The sequence below is a fragment of the Pseudomonas anguilliseptica genome (genome assembly GCF_021375795.1).
Lineage (GTDB): Bacteria > Pseudomonadota > Gammaproteobacteria > Pseudomonadales > Pseudomonadaceae > Aquipseudomonas > Aquipseudomonas anguilliseptica_A.
Genome location: NZ_JAEIOI010000001.1, coordinates 310,540 through 331,605, shown reverse-complemented (window position 1 = coordinate 331,605; position 21,066 = coordinate 310,540). Strand labels below are relative to the sequence as shown.

The 21,066-nt window shown below is 62.5% G+C and carries 21 protein-coding genes; 9 read left to right on the top strand and 12 right to left on the bottom strand.

Annotation, left to right across the window (positions count from 1 at the left end):
* Positions 1–30 precede the first annotated feature (30 nt).
* From IOD17_RS01535 to IOD17_RS01525, 3 genes are all read right to left on the bottom strand, one after another.
* The gene (locus tag IOD17_RS01535; protein ID WP_233683355.1) at positions 31–678 is read right to left on the bottom strand and encodes a YitT family protein; all 648 of its coding nucleotides are present in this window, start codon (positions 676–678) and stop codon (positions 31–33) included.
* A gap of 153 nt (positions 679–831) precedes the next feature.
* On the bottom strand, positions 832–1,344 hold the full coding sequence (locus IOD17_RS01530; RefSeq protein ID WP_233683354.1) for a dihydrofolate reductase: 513 nt from the start codon (positions 1,342–1,344) through the stop codon (positions 832–834).
* A gap of 55 nt (positions 1,345–1,399) precedes the next feature.
* Complete coding sequence (locus tag IOD17_RS01525) at positions 1,400–2,575, bottom strand: sensor domain-containing diguanylate cyclase (RefSeq protein WP_233683353.1); 1,176 nt, start codon at positions 2,573–2,575, stop codon at positions 1,400–1,402.
* A gap of 168 nt (positions 2,576–2,743) precedes the next feature.
* Here IOD17_RS01525 and IOD17_RS01520 point away from each other — a divergent pair, with 168 nt between their 5' ends.
* Both IOD17_RS01520 and IOD17_RS01515 read left to right on the top strand, forming a co-directional pair.
* Positions 2,744–4,138, top strand: coding sequence for a DUF2868 domain-containing protein (locus tag IOD17_RS01520; protein ID WP_233683352.1), 1,395 nt, complete (start codon positions 2,744–2,746; stop codon positions 4,136–4,138).
* A complete protein-coding gene (locus IOD17_RS01515; RefSeq protein ID WP_233683351.1) occupies positions 4,131–5,498 on the top strand; it encodes a DUF3482 domain-containing protein in 1,368 nt (455 codons plus the stop codon). Before IOD17_RS01520 ends, IOD17_RS01515 begins: the two co-directional genes overlap by 8 nt.
* 102 nt (positions 5,499–5,600) lie before the next feature.
* On the opposite strand, the gene IOD17_RS01510 is transcribed toward IOD17_RS01515, so the two are convergent.
* Genes IOD17_RS01510 through IOD17_RS01500 form a run of 3 tightly spaced genes read right to left on the bottom strand, consistent with a single transcriptional unit; the run spans position 5,601 to position 7,988 of the window.
* On the bottom strand, positions 5,601–6,395 hold the full coding sequence (locus tag IOD17_RS01510; RefSeq protein ID WP_233683350.1) for a thymidylate synthase: 795 nt from the start codon (positions 6,393–6,395) through the stop codon (positions 5,601–5,603).
* Positions 6,395–7,195: a prolipoprotein diacylglyceryl transferase gene (lgt, locus tag IOD17_RS01505; protein WP_233683349.1), complete on the bottom strand. Its 801-nt coding sequence runs from the start codon at positions 7,193–7,195 to the stop codon at positions 6,395–6,397. Before lgt ends, IOD17_RS01510 begins: the two co-directional genes overlap by 1 nt.
* Positions 7,196–7,205: 10 nt before the next feature.
* The gene (locus tag IOD17_RS01500) at positions 7,206–7,988 is read right to left on the bottom strand and encodes a sulfite exporter TauE/SafE family protein (protein ID WP_233683348.1); all 783 of its coding nucleotides are present in this window, start codon (positions 7,986–7,988) and stop codon (positions 7,206–7,208) included.
* A gap of 121 nt (positions 7,989–8,109) precedes the next feature.
* Between IOD17_RS01500 and IOD17_RS01495 the strand changes: the two genes are divergently transcribed.
* Positions 8,110–8,478, top strand: coding sequence for a hypothetical protein (locus tag IOD17_RS01495; RefSeq protein WP_233683347.1), 369 nt, complete (start codon positions 8,110–8,112; stop codon positions 8,476–8,478).
* 3 nt (positions 8,479–8,481) lie between these two features.
* The gene (locus tag IOD17_RS01490; protein WP_233683346.1) at positions 8,482–9,228 is read left to right on the top strand and encodes an NRDE family protein; all 747 of its coding nucleotides are present in this window, start codon (positions 8,482–8,484) and stop codon (positions 9,226–9,228) included.
* Between the two features lie 71 nt (positions 9,229–9,299).
* On the opposite strand, the gene ptsP is transcribed toward IOD17_RS01490, so the two are convergent.
* Positions 9,300–11,579, bottom strand: coding sequence for a phosphoenolpyruvate--protein phosphotransferase (ptsP, locus tag IOD17_RS01485; protein WP_233683345.1), 2,280 nt, complete (start codon positions 11,577–11,579; stop codon positions 9,300–9,302).
* A gap of 18 nt (positions 11,580–11,597) precedes the next feature.
* Positions 11,598–12,077: an RNA pyrophosphohydrolase gene (locus IOD17_RS01480; protein WP_233683344.1), complete on the bottom strand. Its 480-nt coding sequence runs from the start codon at positions 12,075–12,077 to the stop codon at positions 11,598–11,600.
* A gap of 153 nt (positions 12,078–12,230) precedes the next feature.
* Between IOD17_RS01480 and IOD17_RS01475 the strand changes: the two genes are divergently transcribed.
* Positions 12,231–12,884 carry an HAD family hydrolase gene (locus IOD17_RS01475; RefSeq protein WP_233683343.1) on the top strand — a complete coding sequence of 218 codons (654 nt, stop codon included), beginning with the start codon at positions 12,231–12,233 and terminating at the stop codon, positions 12,882–12,884.
* A gap of 45 nt (positions 12,885–12,929) precedes the next feature.
* Here the strand turns inward: IOD17_RS01475 and IOD17_RS01470 are convergent, their stop codons facing one another.
* Both IOD17_RS01470 and ilvA read right to left on the bottom strand, forming a co-directional pair.
* The gene (locus IOD17_RS01470; RefSeq protein WP_233683342.1) at positions 12,930–13,370 is read right to left on the bottom strand and encodes a DUF2269 family protein; all 441 of its coding nucleotides are present in this window, start codon (positions 13,368–13,370) and stop codon (positions 12,930–12,932) included.
* Positions 13,371–13,388: 18 nt separating this feature from the next.
* Positions 13,389–14,903 (bottom strand): threonine ammonia-lyase, biosynthetic, encoded by a 1,515-nt coding sequence (gene ilvA, locus IOD17_RS01465; RefSeq protein WP_233683341.1) that lies wholly within the window; start codon positions 14,901–14,903, stop codon positions 13,389–13,391.
* 292 nt (positions 14,904–15,195) lie between these two features.
* Between ilvA and rpiA the strand changes: the two genes are divergently transcribed.
* The 4 genes from rpiA to IOD17_RS01445 all read left to right on the top strand — a co-directional run bounded on the left by rpiA (position 15,196) and on the right by IOD17_RS01445 (position 19,324).
* Complete coding sequence (gene rpiA, locus IOD17_RS01460; protein WP_233683340.1) at positions 15,196–15,870, top strand: ribose-5-phosphate isomerase RpiA; 675 nt, start codon at positions 15,196–15,198, stop codon at positions 15,868–15,870.
* A gap of 137 nt (positions 15,871–16,007) precedes the next feature.
* Positions 16,008–17,792: a GspE/PulE family protein gene (locus IOD17_RS01455; RefSeq protein WP_233683339.1), complete on the top strand. Its 1,785-nt coding sequence runs from the start codon at positions 16,008–16,010 to the stop codon at positions 17,790–17,792.
* Positions 17,793–17,944: 152 nt separating this feature from the next.
* Positions 17,945–18,865: an SPFH domain-containing protein gene (locus IOD17_RS01450; protein WP_233683338.1), complete on the top strand. Its 921-nt coding sequence runs from the start codon at positions 17,945–17,947 to the stop codon at positions 18,863–18,865.
* A 3-nt stretch (positions 18,866–18,868) separates the two neighbouring features.
* Complete coding sequence (locus IOD17_RS01445; protein ID WP_233683337.1) at positions 18,869–19,324, top strand: NfeD family protein; 456 nt, start codon at positions 18,869–18,871, stop codon at positions 19,322–19,324.
* Between the two features lie 64 nt (positions 19,325–19,388).
* Here IOD17_RS01445 and gcvH read toward each other — a convergent pair whose 3' ends face one another.
* Together gcvH and gcvT are read right to left on the bottom strand one after the other, a co-directional pair.
* A complete protein-coding gene (gene gcvH / locus IOD17_RS01440) occupies positions 19,389–19,778 on the bottom strand; it encodes a glycine cleavage system protein GcvH (RefSeq protein ID WP_233683336.1) in 390 nt (129 codons plus the stop codon).
* A gap of 143 nt (positions 19,779–19,921) precedes the next feature.
* Entirely contained in the window at positions 19,922–21,004 is a 1,083-nt protein-coding gene (gcvT, locus tag IOD17_RS01435) for a glycine cleavage system aminomethyltransferase GcvT (RefSeq protein ID WP_233683335.1), read from the bottom strand.
* Between the last annotated feature and the right edge of the window lie 62 nt (positions 21,005–21,066).

The window sequence follows — 21,066 nt, the reverse complement described above, 5'->3', positions numbered from 1 at the left end:
AGCCCGGCCCAGTGCCGGGCTTTTTTATTGTTAACTGACACCCATATAGCGCCCGGCGCGGTGGTTGATCGCCAGTACCATATTCAGCGCCAGCGCACCAAGGATCGACAACGCCACCTTGTCCAGCGGCACAATCAGCACGGCCCCCAGCACGATCAGCACATCAATAGCCATCTGCACCTTACCGGCGCGCAGGCCAAAGCGCTCCTGCAGGTACAGCGCGAGGATATTCACCCCACCGAGGCTGGCGCGGTGGCGGAACAGCATCAGCAAGCCCAGACCCATAGCGAAACCACCAAACAGCGCGGCATACACCACGTCGAGGTGGGTGAAGCCAATCCACTGCGGCGTCAATTCGGCCAGCAGCGAGACCATCCCCACCGCGCAGAAGGTGCGCAGGGTAAACGGCCAGCCCATGCGCCAGATGGCCAGGGCGTAGAACGGCAGGTTGATCAGAAAGAACACCAGCCCAAACGGCCAGCCGAGCAGGTACTTCAGCAGAAAGGCCAAACCCACGGTGCCGCCCGTCAGCAAACCGGCCTGGCTGTAGAGGGTGATCCCCAGCGCCACCATGGCCGTGCCCAACAGCAGCGCCAGGCCATCTTCCCAGAGCGGGTGGCGAATAAAGATCGCGGCAATACGATCCGGCTCGGCGTGATCGGCATCAGCGTCATGCATCGGGAACAACCTGTAGAGGGCAAACGGCAATAGACAGCGTAGCGGCCAGCAAGAACGGCGTAACGCCACGCAACAACGACACGCAGGGTGGCATGCCATGTCGGCAACCACCCTGGCGCAGATCAATGCAGCAAGGGATTCAGCCCGGATGGACTATTTACGGTCCCACACCTCGAACACATAGCCCGGTGTTTCCAGGCCCTCTGGGTGTTCGATGGCGGATGACAGGTGCCAATCAGCCTCGGCCACGTAGGGGAAGTAGGCATCGCCCTGGGGGCTGATACCAACGCGGGTCAGGTACAAGCGATCAGCCTGGGCCAGACCCAGCTCATAGAGTTGCGCACCGCCGATCAGCATCAGCTCCTCGGCATCCTCTTCGCGTGCCCAGGCTTCAGCGCGTTCGAGTGCAGCGTCAAGGCTGGCGAATACTTCCGCGCCCTCCAGCTGCAAGCCAGGTTGACGGCTGACCACCAGATTGAGCCGGCCCGGCAACGGACGACCGAGGGAATCCCAGGTCTTGCGCCCCATGATGATCGGCTTGCCCAAGGTCAGCGCCTTGAAGTGCTTGAGGTCCGCCGGCAGGTGCCAGGGCAGTTGGTTATCGCGGCCAATCACGCGGTTTTCCGCGAGGGCAGCGATCAGGCAAAGGGGCAGGGAATTTTTCATAGGCGCGAGAATACCGGCTCCGTGGCAATCATTGAAGCCTTGTCGGGCTTCAGACCTACGCGTCCTGCCGCTTGCTGACCACGCGATTGCGCCCCTGCTCCTTGGCCAGATAGAGCGCGACATCGGCCAGGCGCAGGGCATCACCGAGGTCCTGGTGGGGCTGTGGCGAGAGGTAGGCCATGCCGATACTCAGCGTGACCACGCTGGCTGCATCAGAACGCACATGCTCCAAACGCAGCGCTTCGATGGCTTCGCGGATGTCCTGCAAAATCGTCAGCAACTGCTCCTCACCGAGGCCATACCAGACACCGACAAATTCCTCGCCGCCATAACGCGCAGCGCAGTCCAGCGGCCGCCGGGCATGCTCACCGATCACCCGGGCGATCTGGCGCAGTGCCTCATCACCCGCCGCGTGACCGTAGTGGTCGTTGTAGCGCTTGAAGAAATCCACATCCATCATCACCACGCCCAGGGCCTGCTTGTCGCGCTGGGCCTGACGCCAACTGCGCTCGGCACGCTCACTGAAGGCGCGGCGGTTGAGCAACCCGGTGAGAAAATCCTTCTCGGCCAGGTCCTGCAACAGCCCGTTGGCCAGGAAGTTCTGCCGCGTGGCGTACTCCAGGGAATAGCAACCCACCGAGCCGATAATGTTGGCCAGCGCCAGGAACAGGGCGTTGCTCAGCAGCAACTCACCCGCCAGCCCAAGGCTCAATTCCACCGCCAGATAGGCGAGGAAAGTCAGCCAGCCACACAGCACGGCGGTGGTGAAACGCAATCCGGTGAGAAAGTAGAAGTACACCGTGACCAGAATGATGCCCTCATAAGGCAGGGCAAAACTGTGGTAACGGGCCAGACCGATAATGCCCGCCACCGCCAGCCCGCAGAGCAGCGCCACCACGCCGCCGATCAATTGCAGGTGGTCACGCAGCCTCGGTCGGTAGGTCGCCAACCAGGCCAGCAAGAGCATCGGCTGGATTACACCCAGGCGCAGGGTCAGTATCTGCCCACGCAGGGGGTCCGGCAGGTTGAACGCATCGATCAGCACAAACAGCAGTGCCAGCAAAGTCGCCACCAGCAACGACCAGCGCATGCGCCGCAGAAACACGTTGGCGTGGTAGCGTTTGAACGCCTGTTCCAGCTCAACGTCAAACGACAGCGTGCGAAAGCCCTGCTGGTGCTGACGCAGATAGGGCGAATCCTGATTGACCCATTCCAGGTGCGGTAATTTCACGATGGCTCTCGCTTTTATTGTTATGTGCTGCATGACCGATGTGCGCCATGCCGGCGCATCTACTGCCAGCCTAGCTGGGCTGAGCGCTGGAGTACACCGGCCGCGTGCTATGCCACGCGCTGGCGGCTGCGGTTATGCTGTGGTTTCCATTCGCCAACGGAAATCGGTGTGAGTCCATTCGAAAACCCGACGCGCAACCGCCTGCAGCGCCTGTGGCTGTGTGAAGCCCTGCGCCTGCGTGAAGAACATGCCGGCCCACTGGAAGACAGCGAAGCCAACCGCCATGCCCAGCAGGCTGCCAGCGACCTGTCGGCACGCATCGAAGCCCGCGCCCAGTGGTTGGCCAACCGCGACGGCCTGCTGCACGCGCAGCAACACTGGCTGCAAGGCGCACGCCTGGCATTGACTCTGCTGGTGTTGCTGGCCCTGCTCAGCGGTGCCGGCCTGGCTCTGAGTGCATTGGGCGATGGCCAGCGCCCGGTCAATGTGTTCTGGGCACTGGGCAGCCTGCTTGGCTTGCATCTGCTGTTATTGCTCGGCTGGTTACTGGGTTTGCTGCTAGGCGGTAAGCAGGCTGGCGCGCTGGGCCGGTTATGGCTGTGGCTGAGCGAAAAACTGGCCCGTGATGCCCGCGCCGCCCAACTGGCCCCCGCACTCCTGCTGCTGTTGCAGCGCCAGGGGCTGAATCGCTGGCTGTTGGGGTTGCTGGTACATGGCCTGTGGCTGGTCGCCCTGCTCAGTGCACTGCTGATCACACTGGCCCTGCTGGCCACCCGGCGCTACGGGTTTGTCTGGGAAACCACCCTGCTGGGCAGTGACACCTTTGTCAGCCTGACCCATGCCCTGGGCACCATTCCGGCATTACTGGGGTTTAGCGTGCCCAGCGCCGAGATCATCCGCGCCAGTGGCAATGCAGCCCTGCCCATCGAGGCCGCGCGGCATGCCTGGGCCGGCTGGCTGCTCGGCGTGCTGTTGGTCTTCGGTATCCTGCCACGCCTGCTCTTGGCGCTGTTCTGCCTGTGGCGCTGGCAAGCCGGGCAGAAGCGCCTGCAACTGGACCTCAGCCTGCCCGGCTACAGCCTGCTGCGTGAACGCCTGCAACCAAGCAGCGAGCGCCTCGGCGTGTGTGATGCGGCCCCGGCGCAGTTGCACCAGCCGCAGGCCGGTAGTCTTGCCGAAGCAAGCCAGGGCGCGTTGCTGGTCGCCGTCGAGCTGGACCCACAACGCAACTGGCCGCCTGTTTTACCCAAGGGCATCAGCGATGCCGGGGTGATCGACAGCCGCGAGCAACGCAACCAGCTGCTCGACCAACTCAGCCGCTTCCCTCCGGCACGCCTGCTGATTGCCTGCGACCCGCGCCGCTCGCCGGATCGCGGCAGCCTGGCGCTGCTCTGTGAACTGGCGCGCACGGCCAGCGCTACGCGGATCTGGCTGCTGCCCCCACCGCCCGGTGAAGCGCTGGACAGCGCGCGCCTGAGCGACTGGCACCGCGCACTGGAGCACCTGCAACTGAGCTACAACGACAGTACATCGTTCAGCTGGCTGGAGCATGGCCATGACTAAAGCCCTCAGGCTCGCCGTGGTCGGCCATACCAATGTCGGCAAGACTTCGCTGATGCGCACCCTGACCCGCGACGTGGGTTTCGGCGAGGTGTCCCATCGCCCCAGCACCACGCGCCACGTCGAAGGCGCACGACTGTCGGTGGACGGTGAGGCGCTGCTGGAACTGTACGACACCCCCGGCCTGGAAGACGCCATCGCCCTGCTGGATTATCTGGAACGCCTGGATCGCCCCGGCGAACGCCTGGACGGCCCCGCGCGACTGGCGCGCTTCTTGGGCGGCAGCGAGGCGCGTCAGCGTTTCGAGCAGGAAGCCAAGGTGTTGCGCCAGCTGCTGGCCTCGGACGCGGGTCTCTATGTAATCGACGCGCGCGAGCCGGTGCTGGCCAAGTACCGCGATGAACTGGCCGTGCTAAGCATGTGCGGCAAACCCTTGCTGCCGGTGCTGAACTTCGTCAGCAGTAGCCAGCACCGCGAACAGGATTGGCGCGATGCCCTGGCCCGCCTCGGCCTGCATGCCCTGGTGTGCTTCGACAGCGTGGCGCCGCCACTGGATGGCGAGCGCCGCCTGTACGAGAGCCTCGCACTGCTGCAGGAAAAGGCTCGCCCGCAACTGCAACGGTTGATCGACGATCACCTGGCGCAGCGCCAATTACGCAAAAGCAGCGCTGCGCGGCTGATCGCCGAACTGCTGCTCGACTGCGCCGCCTGCCGCCGCAGCGTGGCCGCGCAAGCCGTGCTGGAACAAGGCGCCATCCGCGAGCTGCATCAAACCATTCGGCAACGCGAGCAACGCTGCGTGGAAGCCCTGCTGCGGCTGTATGCCTTCCGTCAGGACGACGCCAAAGCAGGCAACCTGCCGCTGCTTGACGGCCGTTGGGGCGACGACCTGTTCAACCCGGAAACCCTCAAGCAGCTCGGTATCAATATCGGCGGCGGTATGGCGGCGGGCGCGGCCACCGGGGTGGGCGTCGATCTGCTGGTCGGCGGCATCACCCTTGGCGCGGCGGCGCTGATCGGCGCCGTGCTCGGCGGCAGCGCGCAGACCCTGCGCGGCTATGGCGCGCGGCTGAAAGGCAAACTCAAGGGCCAGCGCGAGCTGACCGTGGACGACGCGGTGCTGCGCCTGCTCGCCTTGCGCCAGCAGCAGTTGCTACACGCACTGGAAGCCCGTGGCCATGCCGCCGTCGAGGCCATCAACCTGAACATGCCGCAAGACAGCAGCTGGCGCGAAGGCAAGCTGCCGGAGGCCCTGCACAAAGCCCGCGCGCACCCCGAATGGTCATCACTCAACCCTGGCGCGCAGCTGGAGGATGGCGAACGCCAGGAGCAGGTGCAGCAGTTGGCGGCAGAGTTGCTCTAACCGCTCAAGGCGTCGCGGCTAAAGCCCCTCCCACAAAACGTCTAACGTCTGTGGGAGGGGCCGGGCGGCGCTCCGTTTTAGCCGCGAATCAAACAGCGCAGATTAGACCGCGACAGGCGCCGGGATATGCGGATGGGCTTGGTAACCAACCAGTTCGAAGTCTTCGAACTTGAACGCCAGCAGGTCCTTCACCTCGGGGTTGAGCTTCATCACCGGCAGCGGCAGCGGCTCGCGTGAGAGTTGCAGATCGGCCTGCTCGATATGGTTGGCGTACAGGTGACAGTCGCCGCCGGTCCAGATGAAATCTCCAGGCTGCAGGCCGCAGACCTGAGCCACCATGAGCGTCAGCAGCGCATAACTGGCGATATTGAACGGCACGCCCAGGAAGATATCCGCCGAGCGCTGGTACAGCTGGCAGCTGAGCTTGCCGTCGGCCACATAGAACTGGAACAGCGCATGACACGGCGGCAGGGCCATCTGCTCGACCAGCGCCGGGTTCCAGGCCGAAACGATCAGGCGGCGCGAGTCCGGGTTCTTTTTGATCATCTCGATCAGCTTGCTGATCTGATCGATCGACTCACCATTCGGCGCCGGCCAGCTACGCCACTGATAGCCGTACACCGGACCGAGGTCGCCGTTCTCGTCGGCCCACTCGTCCCAGATGCGCACACCGTTGTCCTTCAGGTACTTGATGTTGGTGTCGCCCTGGAGGAACCACAGCAGCTCGTGAATGATGGATTTCAGGTGGCACTTCTTGGTGGTCACCAGCGGGAAGCCGTCAGCCAGGTTGAAGCGCATCTGATGGGCAAAAATGCTGTAGGTGCCGGTGCCGGTGCGATCCTGCTTGAAGGTGCCGGTCTCGCGCACCAGGCGCATCAGGTCGAGGTACTGCTGCATTACACGGCCTCCTGTGCAGCCTGGCGTTTGTAGGCGTAGGCGATCAGACCCAGGCCGCCGAGGATCATCGGCAGGCAGAGGATCTGCCCCATGGTCAGCCAGCCACCAGCCAGGTAACCGAGCTGGGCATCCGGCACGCGGACGAACTCGACGATAAAGCGGAAGATCCCGTAGCACAGCGCGAACATACCGGACACCGCCATGGTCGGGCGCGGCTTGCGCGAGTAGAACCAGAGGATGGTGAACAGCGCCACGCCCTCCAGGGCGAACTGGTACAGCTGCGAGGGGTGACGCGCCAGTTGCTGCGGATCGGTGGGGAAGATCATCGCCCAGGGCAGGTCAGTGGCCTTGCCCCACAATTCGGCGTTGATAAAGTTGCCGATACGCCCGGCGCCCAGGCCGATCGGCACCAGCGGCGCAATAAAGTCCATCAGCTCGAAGAAGCTCTTGTTATTGCGTTTGCCGAACCACCAGGTGGCCAGCATTACGCCGATCAAGCCGCCATGGAATGACATGCCGCCTTCCCAGATGCGCAGCATGCGTGCCGGCTCGGCGATATAGGCAGCCAGATCGTAGAACAGCACATAACCGAGACGGCCACCGAGGATCACGCCCATGGCCACCCAGAACACCAGGTCAGAGAGTTTTTCCTTGTTCCAGGCCGCATCAAAGCGCGCCAACCGGCGTGAGGCCAGCCACCAGGCACCACCGATGCCGATCAGGTACATCAGGCCGTACCAGTGGATTTTCAGCGGGCCAAGGGCCAGTGCAACCGGGTCGATCTGCGGGTAAGGCAGCATCAAAAACTCCTTAGATCAGGAAACTTAAGCCCACGCTAAATAGCAGCAGGGCAAACAGACGCTTGAGCAGACGCGGCGACAGCTTGTGCGCCAGACGTGCGCCGACGCGGGCAAAATACATGCTGGGGATGGCAATACCGACCAGCGCCGGTAGATAGACGAAACCCAGACTCCACTCCGGCAGCGCGGGTTTATCCCAGCCCAGCCAGATAAAACTCAGGGCACTGGCGATCGCAATCGGCAGGCCGCAAGCCGAAGAAGTAGCCACCGCCTGCTGCATCGCCACGCTGCGCCAGGTCAGGAATGGCACCGTCAGTGAACCACCGCCAATCCCGAAAATCGCCGACGCCCAGCCAATTACCACACCCGCCACCGTCAACCCTGGCTTGCCTGGGACAGTACGACTGGCTTTGGGTTTCAATTCCAGAGCCATCTGCACGGCGATGATGATGGCAAACACACCGATGATCTTCTGCAGCATCGGCCCCTGAATGGCCGCAGCAGTGGCCGCGCCTATGGCCGCGCCGAGCAGAATGCCCAGGGTCATCCAGGCGAATACCGGCCACAGCACCGCGCCCTTGCGCTGATGCTCGAGGACCGAGTTGATCGAGGTAAAAATGATGGTGGCCAGTGAGGTGCCAACCGCCAGGTGCGTCAAAATCGCCGGATCAAAGCCCTGTGCAGCAAAACTCAGCACCAGCACCGGCACAATGATGATGCCGCCGCCCACACCAAACAGCCCCGCCAGAGTTCCAGCGGCAGCACCCAAAATCAAATACAGCAGCAGTTCCATCAGCACCCCCGCAAACAATCCGGCATGGTAACGGATGCAGCGCTCCGGACTCTACTTTGGGCGATGGATGTAAGCTCAGGCTTTGCGTAAAGTGCCGGGACAGCCCCTGGAATAGAACCCTGTGCGCCCAACCCTGTACCTCAAACTGAGTTGCAACCAGATGCACCTGAGCCACCTGCAAAGCGGCCGCGAACTGCATCTGCAGGCCGACCCGGCCTTCAGCAATCAGCGCCTGCTGGTGGCGGACTTTGCGGCGGCGCAGCAGCTGTTGCAGCGTGGCATCGCGGAGTTGTTACCGCATCGTTTCCTGCGCCTGAGCCGGCCTCCGCAGCTGTTGATTCAGCCATTGGAGCGCCTTGAAGGCGGTCTGTCACAGGTCGAAGAACGCATTCTGCTGGAACTCGGCCTGGGCGGCGGTGCGCGCAAGGTGCGCTTGCACCTGGGCGCGGAACTCGACAGCGCTGGCGTCATCGCCAAGCTGCGCAGCTAAAGCATGTGCCTGATTGCCCTGGCCTGGCGCCCCGGCCATGCCCAACCGCTGCTGGTAGCGGCCAACCGTGATGAATTCTATGCCCGCCCCAGCCAGGCGCTGGCCGAGTGGCCGCAAAGCCCTGGGCTGTTTGCCGGGCGTGATTTGCAGGCCGGCGGCACTTGGCTGGGTGTCGGCCCTGGCGGGCGCTTTGCCGCCCTGACCAACATCCGCGACCTCAGCCTGCCGCAGGGCGCGCGCTCGCGGGGCGAACTGCCGGCGGCCTTTCTCACCAGCGCCCTGAGTACCGAAGATTTCCTCCAGCAGCTACGCGCAGAGCGCCAGCATTACAGCGGCTTCAACCTGCTGCTGGGCGACGGCCAGCAGCTCTGCCACTTCAACTCGCGCTCCGGTCACACCACCCTGCTCAGCCCAGGTGTCCATGGTTTATCCAATGCCGACCTGAATACGCCCTGGCCCAAGCTGCAGCGGCTCACCCAGGCCCTGAACGATGCTTTGCCCGACGCACAACCGGATCGCCTGCTGCACCTGCTGGCCGATCCCACTCCAGCCGCCGATGCCGACCTGCCCGACACCGGTATCGGTTTAGCCAGCGAACGCCTGCTGTCGAGCATCTTTATCGCCAGCCCGGCATACGGGACCCGCGCCAGCACCGCGCTGATCGTCAACGCCGATGGCAGCTGGCAGATGGTCGAACGCAGTTTTGCTGAGCATGGCACTGCGCTGGGGGAGGTTGCTTTACGAGGCTAAGCGGCGCACCAGGGTTGTAGGCTCGAGCGCCAGGTGCGCGCGCACCTGTAGCAGGAGACCTGAAGTAAGCGTCAGGCCTGAATATCCGACGCCGGGTTGATCATGCGGCCCAGGCCGAGATTGCGCAGGGCCAGTTGCAGGGTGCTGTGAATCACCTGAGGGTTGTCGATGCTCATGACCTGGCTCAGCAGTTCCTGAGCCTTGCCCAGGCTGAGCTGACGCAGCAGCCATTTGACCTTGGGCAGGTTGGTGGCGTTCATCGACAGGCCGTCGAAACCCATGGCCATCAGCAGCACCGCGCACGCCGGGTCGCCAGCCATCTCACCACAGATGCTCACCGGTTTACCTTCAGCATGGGCACCGGCCACCACGATACGCAGCGCTTGCAGCACCGCCGGGTGGAGGAAGTCGTAAAGGTCGGCAACCCGCGGGTTGTTGCGGTCCACGGCCAACAGGTACTGGGTCAGGTCATTCGAGCCGACCGAGAGGAAGTCGACCTGGCGTGCCAGTTCTCGGGTCTGGTAGACCGCCGCCGGAATCTCGATCATCACCCCGATCGGTGGCAACGGCACATCGGTACCCTCGTCCCGCACTTCGCCCCAGGCGCGGTGAATCAGGTGCAGCGCCTCTTCCAGTTCCTGAATACCGGAAATCATCGGCAGCAGGATACGCAGGTTGTTCAACCCTTCGCTGGCCTTGAGCATCGCGCGGGTCTGCACCAGGAAGATTTCCGGGTGATCAAGGGTCACCCGAATGCCGCGCCAACCGAGGAAGGGGTTGTCTTCCTTGATTGGGAAATAGCTCAGTGCCTTGTCGCCGCCGATATCCAGGGTACGCATGGTGACCGGCAACGGGTGGAAGGCCTGCAACTGCTCGCGATAGGTCGACAGTTGCTCTTTCTCGCTGGGGAAACGCTCGTTGATCATGAACGGCACTTCGGTGCGGTACAGACCGACGCCTTCGGCACCGCGCTCCTGAGCACGCTTCACATCCGCGAGCAGCCCCGTATTGACCCACAGCGGCATGCGGTGACCATCCAGGGTCTCACACGGCAAGGCACGCAGTGCATCCAGGCCCTGAGCCAGTTGGCGCTCTTCCTCGACCACATCGGCGTACTGCTTGCGCAGCACCTCGCTGGGGTTGGTGAACACCTCACCGTGGTAGCCGTCGACGATCAGCTGGATGCCGTCGATCTTCGAATACGGCAGATCGACCACACCCATGACCGTGGGTATACCCATAGCCCGGGCAAAGATCGCCACATGCGAGTTGCCCGAGCCTTGCACCGACACCAGGCCGACCAGCTTGCCTTCCGGCACTTCGCCAAGCATCGCCGGCGACAGTTCTTCACTAACCAGGATGCAGTTGTCCGGATAGACCAGGGTCTGCTGACGCGCCTGTTGCAGGTAAGCCAGCAAGCGCCGGCCGAGGTCTTTGACGTCGCTAGCGCGTTCGCGCAGGTAGGCGTCGTCCATCAGTTCGAAACGATTGACGTGCTCGCTGACCACATGGCGCAGCGCGCCCTGGGCCCACTGCCCGGTTTTGATGACCTTGACCACCTCGTTACCCAAGGCGGCGTCTTCCAGCATCATCAGGTAAACATCGAACAATGCGCGCTCTTCCGGGCGCAATTGGGTGGCCATCTTCGCCGAAAGCGCACGCATATCGGCGCGTACACCTTCGAGGGCATTGTTGAACAGGGTCAGCTCGGCGGCGATGTCATCGACCGTTTTATCCGGCACCACTTCCAGGTCAGCGGGTGGCAACACCACCACGGCGGTGCCCACGGCAGCGCCGGGAGAGCCAGGCACGCCGATAAACTTGGCTTCCTGAATACCCTTGCCCTGACGACCCAAGCCGCGAATCGAACCGGTAGCCTCGGCGTGGGCGATAACCCCGGCGAGCTGCGCGCTCATGGTCACCAGGAAGGCTTCTTCACCTTCATCGAACTGGCGGCGCTCTTTCTGCTGGACGACCAGTACGCCCATTACCCGCCGGTGGTGGATGATCGGCGCCCCCAAAAAGGAGGCGTAACGTTCCTCACCGGTTTCAGCGAAGTAACGGTAGCGCGGGTGTTCGGAGGCGTGTTCGAGGTTGAGCGGCTCTTCGCGGGTACCAACCAGGCCAACCAGGCCCTCGTTGGGCGCCATGCTTACCTTGCCGATGGCTTTCTTGTTGAGGCCCTCGGTGGCCATCAACACGAAGCGGTTGGTTTCCGGATCAAGCAGGTAGACCGAGCAAACCTGGCTACCCATGGCTTCGCGCACCCGCTGCACGATAATGCCCAGCGCCGCCTTGAGGTCCTTGGCGGCGTTTACTTCCTGGACAATCTTGCGCAGCGTATTGAGCATGCTTGGCTCAGCCTGTTGTCAGTCCCGGGCCAAAAGGCGCGGGGCGAGTTCCTTGAGGGCGCGACGGTAAACCTCGCGCTTGAATGTCACCACCTGGCCCAGCGGGTACCAGTAACTGACCCAGCGCCAGCCGTCGAATTCCGGCTTGCCGGTCAGGTCCATGCGCACCCGTTCCTCTGCGCCGGTCAAACGCAGGAGAAACCATTTCTGTTTCTGACCGATGCACAGCGGTTGGCTGTGCGTGCGCACCAAACGCTGGGGCAGACGATAACGCAACCAGCCCCGAGTGCAGGCGAGAATTTTCACATCCTGCTCTTCAAGGCCCACTTCTTCGTTCAATTCGCGGTACAGCGCTTCTTCCGGCGACTCATGGTCATTGATCCCGCCTTGCGGGAACTGCCAGGCATCCTGGTTTATCCGACGCGCCCACAGCACCTGGCCAACATCATTGGTCAGAATGATGCCGACATTCGGGCGAAAACCATCGGAATCGATCACGGCACACAACCTCGTAAACGCCTGAATTTAAGACATGCGGGCATTGTTCCACAAAGGCCGCGGCAGCAGCAACGCAAGCGGCCGGTGTAATAGGAAAGCCTTATAAAAGCCGTTAATCTGGCCGTCTTATTGGGTTTTCAGAAAAGGTGCCCCGTGCGTTTGGCTTTATTCGATCTCGACAACACCCTGCTCGGCGGCGACAGCGATCACGCCTGGGGCGACTACCTGTGTGAGCGCGGCATCCTCGACCGCATCGCCTACAAGACGCGTAACGATGACTTTTATCAGGACTACCTGGCCGGCCGCCTGAATATCACCGACTACCTGAATTTCAGCCTGGAAATCCTCGGCCGTACGGAAATGGCTCAGCTTGCGCAGTGGCACCGCGAATTTATGCGCGACTGCATTGAGCCGATCATCCTGACCAAGGGCGAAGCCCTGCTCGCCGAACACCGCGAAGCAGGCGACAAGCTGCTGATCATCACCGCCACCAACCGCTTCGTCACCGCACCGATTGCCGCACGCCTGGGCGTCGACACCCTGCTGGCCACCGAATGCGAAATAGCCGACGGCCGCTACACCGGGCGCACCACCGATGTGCCGTGCTTCAAGGAAGGCAAGGTCACCCGCCTGAACCGCTGGCTGGGCGAAACCGGCCTGAGCCTGGCCGACAGCAGCTTCTACAGCGATTCGCTGAATGACCTGCCGCTGCTGGAGCAGGTGACCCGCCCCTGCGCCGTCGACCCCGATCCGAAGTTGCGCGCCGAAGCGGAGAAACGTGGCTGGCCAATCATTTCCCTGCGCTAAGCAAAAACGCCGCCTGATCAGGCGGCGTTTTTGTTTGGATGCTAGTCAGGCTGGCTTGGCACCCATCAGCCCCATAATCACCAGCAACAACAGCACGATCAGCCCGGCATACAACGCACACAAACGCTGCAGTTTGACCGGCGCTGGACTGTCACCCAAGGCCTGCCAAGCAGCCAGGCGGCCATTGAGCAGCAGACCGAACAGCACCAGCACGCCGAACAGCACACTGCTGGCCAGCAGCCAGGTCAGCCCCAGCGGAAAGCCCGCCAGATTGACCAGCCACCAGCCACTGACCGGCAGGCTCAGGGCCAGCAGGCCAAATACCGGCAAGCTAATCAGTCGGGTGCGCTTGAGCTTGCGCTGCAGCACCGCGCTGTCGCCGCTGCGCGCGGCCTTCCACAGCATAAAGGCATGGGCCAGCACGCCCAGCAGCAACAGCACGCCTGGTGCACTGTGGAGAATTTTCAGCAGTGGGTAATGTTCCATCAATTCAGCTCCTGCCGATTAGCCTAGGAAAAGTTTGTACGCCGGATTATCGCTCTCATCCCAATAGGGATAGCCGATGGCTTCCAGCGCCGCCGGCACCAGATGACGCTCGGCCTGCGGCACTTGCAAGCCCGCGACCACGCGACCATCGGCCGCGCCGTGGTTGCGGTAGTGGAACATCGAGATATTCCAGCGCCCACCCAATTTCTGTAAGAAATTGAACAACGCACCCGGGCGCTCGGGAAATTCGAACCGGTACACGCACTCATCCGGCACCGCCGCCGCATGGCCGCCTACCATATGACGGATATGCAGCTTGGCCAGCTCGTTGTCGGTCAGGTCCAGCACCGGGAAGCCCTGCTCACGCAGGCCCTGCACCAGCACCGCACGCGGATCGCTGTCCGGGTGGGTCTGCACGCCGACAAAGATGTGCGCTTCCTTATCCTCGTGGTAGCGGTAGTTGAACTCGGTGATCTGCCGCTTGCCGATGGCTTCGCAGAAGGCCTTGAAGCTGCCCGGTTGCTCGGGGATGGTCACGGCGATGATCGCTTCACGCTTCTCGCCCAGTTCGGCGCGTTCGGCGACATGGCGCAGGCGGTCGAAATTGACGTTGGCACCCGAATCAATGCCGACCAATACGCGCCCGCTGCAGCCTTCGCGCTCCACATACTTCTTGATTCCGGCCACGCTCAGCGCGCCAGCCGGTTCGGTGATCGAACGGGTGTCGTCGTAGATGTCCTTGATCGCCGCACAGATCTCGTCGGTGCTGACGGTAATCACCTCGTCAACATGGTCCTTGCACACATCGAAGGTGTGCTGACCGATCTGCGCCACCGCCACGCCATCGGCAAACAGTCCAACCTGCGGCAACACCACACGCTCACCAGCGGCCATCGCGGCCTGCAGGCAATTGGAATCGTCCGGTTCAACACCGATGACCTTAATCTCCGGGCGCAGGTATTTGACGTAGGCAGCGATACCCGCAATCAGCCCGCCGCCACCCACCGGCACGAAGATCGCGTCGATCGCCCCCGGCTGCTGACGGAGGATTTCCATGGCAATGGTGCCCTGGCCGGCGATGGTGTGCGGGTCATCGTAGGGATGGATATAGATGTAGCCCTTCTCGTCGACCAGTTTCAGCGAATAGGCCAGCGCCTCGGGGAAGCTGTCGCCGTGCAGCACCACCTTGCCGCCGCGCGAACGTACGCCCTGCACCTTGATCTCCGGGGTGGTCTTGGGCATCACGATGGTCGCCTTGACCCCAAGCACCTTGGCCGCCAGCGCCAAGCCCTGGGCATGGTTGCCGGCCGAGGCGGTGACCACACCACGCGCCTGTTCCTCGGCCGAGAGCTGCGCCAGCTTGTTGTAGGCACCGCGAATCTTGAACGAGTACACCGGTTGCAGGTCTTCACGCTTGAGCAGAATCTGGTTGCCCAGGCGCTCGGAAAGCTGGTTGGCGGCTTGCAGCGGGGTTTCCACCGCCACGTCATAGACGCGCGAGGTGAGGATTTTCTTGACGTACTGTTCGAGCATGGCGGGCATCGCAGGCGGTTTTCCAGGGAGTTCGCGAGTCTACCCCAGCGTTGCGCCGAACGACCATACAAGCAGACCACGCGAGAGCTACTGCGCTCGGTGATGCGGCGTTAAAAACAGGCTCGGAATGCTCATGTACAACAGTACACTTCGCTTCCTCGCCTCTTTTTGCCTTGCCTGACCTTCGCTCGCTACGCTCTCACGCGGCCTGACAGGCAGGGTTTTAACGTCGCCGGCGCAGCCGCGCTATAATTCGCGCCTTTCCACCACTCCCACGCCAGGCCTTATAAAGATGAACCAGGATCAACTCAAGCAAGCCGTCGCCCAGGCTGCCGTCGACTTTATTCTTCCCAAACTCGACGCCAAGAGTGTGATCGGAGTCGGCACCGGCTCCACCGCCAACTGTTTTATCGATGCCCTGGCCAAGCACAAGATGGAATTCGATGGTGCCGTGGCCAGCTCCGAAGCCACCGCTGCACGCCTCAAGGGCCATGGCATTCCAGTGTATGAGCTGAACACCGTCAGCGACCTGGAGTTCTATGTCGACGGCGCCGACGAGAGCGACGAACACCTCAACCTGATCAAGGGCGGTGGCGCGGCCCTGACCCGCGAGAAGATCGTCGCGGCCGTGGCACAGACCTTTATCTGCATCGCCGACGCCAGCAAGCTGGTACCGGTGCTCGGCGCCTTCCCACTGCCAGTGGAAGTGATCCCGATGGCGCGCAGCCATGTGGCGCGCCAGTTGGTCAAACTCGGCGGCGACCCGGTGTACCGCGAAGGCGTGGTGACCGACAACGGCAATATCATCCTCGATGTATTCAACCTGTCGATTACCAACCCGGCCGAACTGGAAAGCCAGATCAACGCCATAGTCGGAGTGGTCACCAACGGTCTGTTCGCTGCACGCCCAGCAGATCTGTTACTGCTGGGTACCGCAGAGGGTGTAAAAACCCTCAAGCGCGCCTGACGTCTGCTGCGCTGCGGCTAGGGCTGGCGGCTGTGCAAAAATGGATCAAGTCGGCAGACAACCCGCGCCCTTGGCGTCATGCTGCCGACAGTGCTTAGCAGGTCGTTAACACGTAATCAGGATCGTCAGGGAGTTTTATGTCCGCATTCGTCTCGTCCGCCCATGATCGCCAGCTGGAACTCGCTGATCTGCTGCGCGAGCTGGTCGCCCAGGGGCGGACCAGCCAGGACAATGCCGAACAATGCCTGGCGATCCGCCGCAGTGCGGTCAACAACCAGCAGCACCCGCTGGAGTTTCTCGCCGCGCAGCAGCTCGATGACCTGAAAACTCCCGGCAAGAAGCTTGAGCTCGAAGGCCTCACCAGTTGGCTAGCCGAACAATGCGGCCAACCCTTTCTGCGCATCGATCCGCTGAAAATCAATGTCGCGGCCATCACCCCGCTGATGTCCTACGCCTTCGCCCAGCGCCACAAGATTCTTGCCGTGGCGGTGGACAGCGACAGCGTGACCATCGCCAGCAGCCAGCCGCTGGTGCACAGCTGGGAAACCGACCTGACCCATGTGCTCAAGCGCCCGATCAAGCGCGTGGTGGCCAGCCCGGCGGATATCCAGCGCTTTACCGTGGAATTCTATCGCCTGGCCAAGTCGGTCACCGGGGCCAACACGGGCGACATGAAGATCAGTAACACCGGTAACTTCGAGCAACTGCTCAACCTTGGTGCCCAGGATCAGGAGCCCGATGCCAACGACGCGCATATCGTCAATATCGTCGACTGGCTGTTTCAGTACGCTTTTACCCAGCGCGCCAGTGATATCCATATCGAACCGCGCCGCGAGCAAGGCAGCGTGCGCTTTCGTATCGACGGCGTGCTGCACACCGTCTACCAGTTCCCGCCGCAGGTGACCATGGCGGTAGTCAGCCGCCTGAAAAGCCTGGGACGAATGAACGTCGCAGAAAAGCGCAAGCCCCAGGACGGCCGGGTCAAGACCAAGACCCCGGATGGCGGTGAAGTGGAACTGCGTCTGTCGACCCTGCCCACCGCCTTTGGCGAAAAAATGGTGATGCGGATCTTCGACCCGGAAGTGTTGCTGAAAAGCTTCGACCAGCTGGGTTTCTCCGCCGATGACCTGAAACGCTGGCAGAGCATGACCAGCCAGCCCAACGGCATCATCCTGGTCACCGGCCCCACCGGCTCGGGCAAGACCACCACGCTGTACACCACGCTCAAGCAACTGGCCACGCAAGAGGTCAACGTCTGCACCATCGAAGACCCGATCGAAATGATCGAGGGCGCCTTTAACCAGATGCAGGTGCAGAGCAATATCGACCTGACCTTCGCCAGCGGCGTGCGCGCGCTGATGCGCCAGGACCCCGACATCATCATGGTCGGCGAGATCCGCGACCTGGAGACCGCCGAGATGGCGATCCAGGCTGCGCTCACCGGCCACTTGGTGCTCTCGACGCTGCACACCAACGATGCCCCCAGCGCCATCACCCGCCTGCTGGAACTGGGCGTGCCGCACTACCTGCTCAAAGCAACCCTGCTCGGCGTGATGGCGCAACGCCTGGTGCGTACCCTGTGCCCGCACTGCAAAGCGCCACAAACGCTGGACGAAGACGGCTGGCAAAGCCTGACCAAACCCTGGAGCGCGCCACTGCCGACCCAGGCCTGCCGCGCTGTCGGTTGCCTGGAATGCCGCGACACCGGCTACCGCGGCCGCGCCGGGGTGTATGAAATCATGCTGATCAATGACGCGATGAAGCCGCTGATCACCGCCGATACCGACCTGATCGCCCTGCGTCGGCACGCCTTCAAGGAAGGCATGCGCAGCCTACGCCTGTCCGGCGCACAAAAGGTGGCCGCGGGCCTGACCACCATAGAGGAAGTGCTGCGGGTTACCCCGCAGAGCGAGCAGAAATAGCGCCTGCCAACGCCGCCAATAGCATTGGCCCAGCCAACACGCTGATCTAGCCACGCAGCTTGCAACGGCCTCGACAGCAGCGCCAGGCCAACTGTGCTTAGATACCTGAACCGCTAACCCGCAGACATCACTTCACCAAGGAGCTACACCACATGGAAATCGGCAGCGTCATCTTTCTCTTTGTCGGCCTCGCCGTCGCCATCGTCTTCATGGGTTTCAAGGTCGTGCCTCAGGGCTTCGAATGGACCGTGGAGCGCTTTGGTCGCTACACCAACACCCTGAAGCCGGGCCTTAACATCATTGTGCCGGTGATGGACAAGATCGGTCGCAAGCTCAACGTGATGGAAAACGTGCTGGATATTCCGCCACAGGAAGTCATCACCGCCGACAACGCCACGGTGCAGATCGACGCCATCTGCTTCTTCCAGATCATCAACTCGGCGCAAGCCGCCTATGAGGTGAACAACCTCGAGCACGCCATCCGCAACCTGGTGATGACTAATATCCGCACCGTGCTCGGCTCCATGGAGCTGGACGCCATGCTCGGCCAGCGCGATGCGATCAACGAGCGTCTGCTCAAGACCGTGGACGAAGCCACCGCACCCTGGGGCATCAAGATCACCCGTATCGAGATCAAGGACATCAGCCCGCCCGACGACCTGATGGCGGCCATGTCCGGGCAGATGAAAGCCGAACGGATCAAGCGTGCGCAGATTCTCGAAGCCGAAGGCCTGCGCGCTGCCGCCATCCTCACCGCCGAAGGGCAGAAACAGGGCGATATTCTCAAGGCCGAAGGTCAGCGCCAGGCCGCGTTCCTCGAAGCCGAGGCACGTGAACGTGCGGCCCAGGCCGAAGCAGAAGCCACCCGCATGGTCTCCGAGGCCATCGCCAGCGGCAACGTGCAGGCGGTCAACTACTTCGTTGCGCAGAAGTACATCGAAGCCCTCGGCCAGCTGGCCAGCGCCAATAACAGCAAGGTTGTGCTGATGCCGCTGGAAGCCAGCCAGATGATTGGCGCAGTCGGCGGCATCGGTGAAATCGTCAAAGCCACCTTCGGTGAGAAGAAGGGTTAAGTCATGTGGGACTTCTTACAGCACCTGTCGTACTGGAACTGGTTGGCCCTGGGCACCCTGTTGCTGATCCTCGAAGTGTTCGGCGCCGGTGGCTACCTGTTGTGGATCGGCCTGGCCGCCGCCAGTGTTGGCCTGCTGACCTTTATCTTCCCTGGCCTGCCCTGGGCAGCCCAGTTCGTGCTGTTCGGCGTGCTCTCGGTGCTCACTGCAGTGTTCTGGTGGCAACGCCAGCGCAGTGCGGCGAAACCCTCCGACCAGCCGGGACTGAACCAGCGCGGCAGTGAATTCATCGGCCGCGACTTCGTGCTGCATGAAGCCATCAGTGGCGGGCGCGGCAAGATCAAGGCCGGTGACAGTCTGTGGCTGGTCAGCGGTGCCGACCTACCCGTGGGGACGTCGGTTCGCGTGGTGGGCCAGGATGGCGTCCTGCTGCGAGTGGTTGCCACACAGGCTGAGTAAGCCGCAGGTTTGCCAAAAACGACAAAGCCCCGCCATGCGGGGCTTTGTCGTTGTAGCGAGGTACTTAGGCGTCGCTGTCGGCAGCCGCCTTGTAGCCGGCGGCATCCAGCAGTTTGTCCAACTCGCTGGCATCGCTCGGCTTGAGCTTGAAGAACCAGCTGCCGTACGGATCGCTGTTGACGCTTTCCGGACTGTCGGCCAGACCGTCGTTGATCGCGATCACTTCACCGGAGACCGGTGCATAGATGTCGGACGCGGCCTTGACCGATTCCACCACCCCGGCTTCCTGACCGGCATTCAGGCTCTTGCCGACTTCTGGCAGCTCGATGAACACCACATCACCCAGGGCTTCCTGAGCGTGATCGGAAATGCCTACGGTAACGCTGCCATCGGCTTCCAGGCGCGCCCACTCGTGGCTGGCGGCGTAACGCAGATCGGCGGGGATATTGCTCATGTGTCGTTCCTCATCTGACATGACGGCGACCACGCCGTCATGGAAATTTAGCAGGCCTTGGCCATACCGAAAGAAAGTCTTTAAAAACCTGGCGCACCGTTACAAACCGGGGCGTTCTCGACCATCCATGGCCAGCTCAAGGCTCAGATAAGCGCCTTGCCGTTACGTACAAACGTCGGCTTGACCACCCGCACCGGGTACCACTTGCCGCGAATCTCTACCTCGGCGCGTTCGCTGGTCGCCGCCGGCACACGGGCCAGGGCGATGGATTTACCCAGGGTCGGCGAGAAGCTGCCACTGGTGATCTCGCCTTCGCCCACGCCCTCAACCCGCACAACCTGATGCGCACGCAGCACGCCGCGCTCTTCCAGCACCAGGCCGACGAGCTTGGAGGCGACGCCTTCGGCTTTTTGCTTCTGCAGCGCGGCACGACCAACAAAACCACGGCTGGCCGGCTCCCAGGCGATGGTCCAGGCCATATTGGCGGCCAACGGGGTGACGCTTTCGTCCATGTCCTGGCCGTACAGATTCATCCCGGCTTCCAGGCGCAGGGTGTCGCGCGCGCCGAGACCAATCGGGGAAATCCCAGCACCGACCAGTTCATTGAGGAAGGCCACCACTTCGCTGGCCGGCAGCATGATTTCCAGACCGTCTTCGCCGGTGTAGCCAGTGCGTGCGATAAACCACTCGCCATCGGGCTGGCCTTCGAACGGCTTGAGGCTCTGAATCAGGTTGGCACGCGATTGGCTTACCAGCTCGGCAGTCTTGCTGCGCGCATGCGGGCCTTGAATGGCCAGCATCGCCAGCTCGGCGCGTTCTTGCAGCTGCACGTCAAAGTCGACGCTCTGCAGGCGCATCCAGGCCAGGTCCTTGTCGCGGGTCGAGGCATTCACCACCACGCGGTAACCAAAGTCGGTGAGGTAGACGATCAAATCATCCACCACCCCGCCCTGTTCATTGAGCATACCGCTGTAGAGGGCTTTACCGATGCTTTGCAGGCGTTCGATGTCGTTGGCCAGCAGGTGTTGCAGGTAGGCCTTGGCCTGGCTGCCGCTGACATCCACCACGGTCATGTGCGACACATCGAACACCCCGCAGTCGCGACGCACCTGGTGGTGCTCCTCGACCTGCGAGCCATAGTGCAACGGCATGTCCCAACCGCCGAAGTCGACCATCTTGGCACCCAAAGCGAGGTGCAGGTCATAGAGTGGTGTGCGCTGTCCCATAAGTGTCTCCTTGCGGGCTGGGCAGTGCAGCGGCAACCCGGCTGAGCCCACACAATCGGGCA

Bases quoted from the DNA above. Each gene is read 5' to 3' on its own strand.
- IOD17_RS01535 (WP_233683355.1), bottom strand. From the start codon at position 678: ATGCATGACGCTGATGCCGATCACGCCGAGCCGGATCGTATTGCCGCG.
- IOD17_RS01470 (WP_233683342.1), bottom strand. From the start codon at position 13,370: ATGGAACATTACCCACTGCTGAAAATTCTCCACAGTGCACCAGGCGTG.
- IOD17_RS01510 (WP_233683350.1), bottom strand. From the start codon at position 6,395: ATGCAGCAGTACCTCGACCTGATGCGCCTGGTGCGCGAGACCGGCACC.
- rpiA (WP_233683340.1), top strand. From the start codon at position 15,196: ATGAACCAGGATCAACTCAAGCAAGCCGTCGCCCAGGCTGCCGTCGAC.
- ilvA (WP_233683341.1), bottom strand. From the start codon at position 14,903: ATGCTCGAACAGTACGTCAAGAAAATCCTCACCTCGCGCGTCTATGAC.
- gcvT (WP_233683335.1), bottom strand. From the start codon at position 21,004: ATGGGACAGCGCACACCACTCTATGACCTGCACCTCGCTTTGGGTGCC.
- IOD17_RS01530 (WP_233683354.1), bottom strand. From the start codon at position 1,344: ATGAAAAATTCCCTGCCCCTTTGCCTGATCGCTGCCCTCGCGGAAAAC.
- gcvH (WP_233683336.1), bottom strand. From the start codon at position 19,778: ATGAGCAATATCCCCGCCGATCTGCGTTACGCCGCCAGCCACGAGTGG.
- IOD17_RS01455 (WP_233683339.1), top strand. From the start codon at position 16,008: ATGTCCGCATTCGTCTCGTCCGCCCATGATCGCCAGCTGGAACTCGCT.
- IOD17_RS01515 (WP_233683351.1), top strand. From the start codon at position 4,131: ATGACTAAAGCCCTCAGGCTCGCCGTGGTCGGCCATACCAATGTCGGC.
- IOD17_RS01490 (WP_233683346.1), top strand. From the start codon at position 8,482: ATGTGCCTGATTGCCCTGGCCTGGCGCCCCGGCCATGCCCAACCGCTG.
- IOD17_RS01445 (WP_233683337.1), top strand. From the start codon at position 18,869: ATGTGGGACTTCTTACAGCACCTGTCGTACTGGAACTGGTTGGCCCTG.
- ptsP (WP_233683345.1), bottom strand. From the start codon at position 11,579: ATGCTCAATACGCTGCGCAAGATTGTCCAGGAAGTAAACGCCGCCAAG.
- IOD17_RS01500 (WP_233683348.1), bottom strand. From the start codon at position 7,988: ATGGAACTGCTGCTGTATTTGATTTTGGGTGCTGCCGCTGGAACTCTG.
- IOD17_RS01450 (WP_233683338.1), top strand. From the start codon at position 17,945: ATGGAAATCGGCAGCGTCATCTTTCTCTTTGTCGGCCTCGCCGTCGCC.
- lgt (WP_233683349.1), bottom strand. From the start codon at position 7,195: ATGCTGCCTTACCCGCAGATCGACCCGGTTGCACTGGCCCTTGGCCCG.